This window comes from Jatrophihabitans lederbergiae, from assembly GCF_031845305.1.
Classification (GTDB): Bacteria; Actinomycetota; Actinomycetes; order Mycobacteriales; family Jatrophihabitantaceae; genus Jatrophihabitans_A; species Jatrophihabitans_A lederbergiae.
In genome coordinates, this window is sequence record NZ_JAVREH010000139.1 from 1 (window position 1) to 2055 (window position 2055).

5 protein-coding genes are annotated in these 2055 nt (G+C 65.9%); 2 read left to right on the plus strand and 3 right to left on the minus strand.

Going from position 1 to position 2055, the window contains the following annotated elements; genetic code table 11:
- Positions 1-292 (minus strand): CorA family divalent cation transporter (locus tag RM423_RS24510; protein ID WP_311425092.1); only part of this gene is annotated, 292 nt, incomplete at its 3' end.
- Between the two features lie 137 nt (positions 293-429).
- Between RM423_RS24510 and RM423_RS24515 the strand changes: the two genes are divergently transcribed.
- Positions 430-771, plus strand: a complete 342-nt coding sequence (locus tag RM423_RS24515; protein ID WP_311425656.1) for a hypothetical protein — start codon at positions 430-432, stop codon at positions 769-771.
- Positions 772-933: 162 nt separating this feature from the next.
- Here the strand turns inward: RM423_RS24515 and RM423_RS26145 are convergent, their stop codons facing one another.
- Positions 934-1293: a DUF732 domain-containing protein gene (locus RM423_RS26145; RefSeq protein ID WP_396327878.1), complete on the minus strand. Its 360-nt coding sequence runs from the start codon at positions 1291-1293 to the stop codon at positions 934-936.
- 337 nt (positions 1294-1630) lie between these two features.
- Here RM423_RS26145 and RM423_RS24520 point away from each other — a divergent pair, with 337 nt between their 5' ends.
- Complete coding sequence (locus RM423_RS24520; RefSeq protein ID WP_311425657.1) at positions 1631-1774, plus strand: hypothetical protein; 144 nt, start codon at positions 1631-1633, stop codon at positions 1772-1774.
- Positions 1775-1809: 35 nt separating this feature from the next.
- Here the strand turns inward: RM423_RS24520 and RM423_RS24525 are convergent.
- The coding region (locus tag RM423_RS24525) for an SDR family oxidoreductase (RefSeq protein ID WP_311425658.1) at positions 1810-2055 on the minus strand (246 nt) is incomplete at its 5' end.

Below are 2055 nucleotides of genomic sequence, written 5' to 3' on the forward strand. Positions count from 1 at the left end.
CGCTGGTGTGCAGTTCACCGGTGTCGACGTCCAGATGCACGCCGTACAGGCTCATGAAAATATGGTCGCTGTAGTGATCGACCTTGGGCCGCTGGTGCTCGTGAGCGGCGTCCTCCACGGCCAGGGCATTGAGGGAGAACTCCTCCGCGAGCAGAGCCAGCTCCCTCTCATCCGGTGACTCCAGATCCAGCCAGACGACCACGTCCGGTTCGCCGATCCGTTCACTGATGTCGGCTGGGTCGAAATCCTCAGCCTCCAGCACCCCAGCGCGGTAGAGCCGGTTACGTTGCATGCCGCCACCGTATCCGCCGTAAGGGCCAGCCATCCGCAGGCCCTGGCCCGGTCACGGTCACGGGTATCCCGATCGGTGAGTGGCGGTGGACGAGATTGGCCGCGGCAACGACCGTCGGCGGTGGCAGGATGAGGAGGGTGAGCCTGACGTTGCTGACAACACACGGGCGTGGCATCGCCGTCCTGGGAATATTTGCTCTCGCGTGCGCGCTGCTCCTGCACGCTGAAGTCGTGCCGCCGATCGGCTCCTGGCGCCGCTGGGTGTATCCGCGGGTAGTCATCCTTGCCACCCTCACCTGCGCTGTGCTGCTGGTAACCACCATTGGCCACCTTGATGCCAGCGCGGTGATCCTGCTGTGTGCAGCCCAGATATTCACCGCCGTCGCTGCGAAGCGGCGGCACCGCCTCATAATCCTCGACAACCAACAGCGGCAGCGTCGGGCGCGCGCCCAAACCACCAGCCGCCGCGGACGGCACTGACCAAAGCCCCCGGCGCGAGCCGCTCAGCCGCGCTGGACGTGGGATGGTCAGGGAGGCACGCAGCCGGATCGGCTCGATCATGCGCAGCGACGTTATACTCAGATGCGGCGCCCCCACGTCATGGGGAACAGTGCAGGAACAAGACCTGGGCTAACGAGCCGGTTACGGACTGGAGATCGGAACGACCTGAGAGAAGGTGTGGCAGTAGGCGAGGATCGAGATCTGCATGAAGCTAGCCGCGCTCGGCGCTTGCATTCCCATGTCCACCCTGGTTTGCAACTCCTGCTCCCACGACGCTCCCCTCTGAAATGAGTCGCAGACAGACTCGGCAGTGTCGGTCAACGCCCCATAGGTGTACCCGGGGAGCAGGCGTTGGTCTGCGACGACGAGACGGATATCGACCGAGGCGCTCGGACCAACCGACGCACTGCCAGGTGCGGCCGGCCGGCACAACGGAAGAACAGCCGGTGGCGGACACCGCGGCTGCGGCCAAAGACGTCGACCTAGATACCCGCCAGCCACGCCGCGCCATGAGGTTTCCTGCTAACACATTACCCATCTTACCAACCAGCCCTGGACTGTTAACCGGGCAATGCGCCCTCATGGGTTTTGCGCGCCCGCGCCGTGCTCGCCAGAGTGCTCATCAGCGGCTCTCCAGCCCCCTCCACGATCGACCAACCCGGGTCCCATCCCGGGCGCGGCAGCCACCGGCGTGATCTCGCAGATACAGGGCCTCGGTGACGGTCTTCACCCGGATCGCGTGCTCGACCAGCGCCGGTATGTCCAGCAGGCGGGTGACGCTGCCAGGCGGTCAGCAGCACCCGGTCACAGGACGTGTTGTAACAGCGGGGGCCTGAAGATGCCGTCGGTAGCTGACAACAAGCTGGCGTCGGTATCGGCGTTGCCCGGACGGCCGGCGGCGAAGAACCCGGCGAACCCGGAGCCGATGATCGCCACCTTCGGCCGGGACGGAGCCGACTGTCCCGCGCTGGTCTGCGCGTAGGTAACGCCGGTTGACCTGTGTCGGCGTGCGTTGGCTTAGAGTCCGACGCTGCCTTGCATGATGCCGCCGTCGATGACGACGGTGGTGGCGGTCATGTAGCCGGCCTTGCCCGAGGCCAGGAACACCACCACGTCGGCGATCTCAGAGGACTGCACCATCCGCCCGAGGGGGATCGCGGCGTCGAGAGCTTTCATCTTGGCCGGGTCGGCCTCGGTGGAGGCGTTGATCGGGGTGGACACCGCGCCGGGGGCGATGTTGACCATCCTGATGCCGTGGGCGCC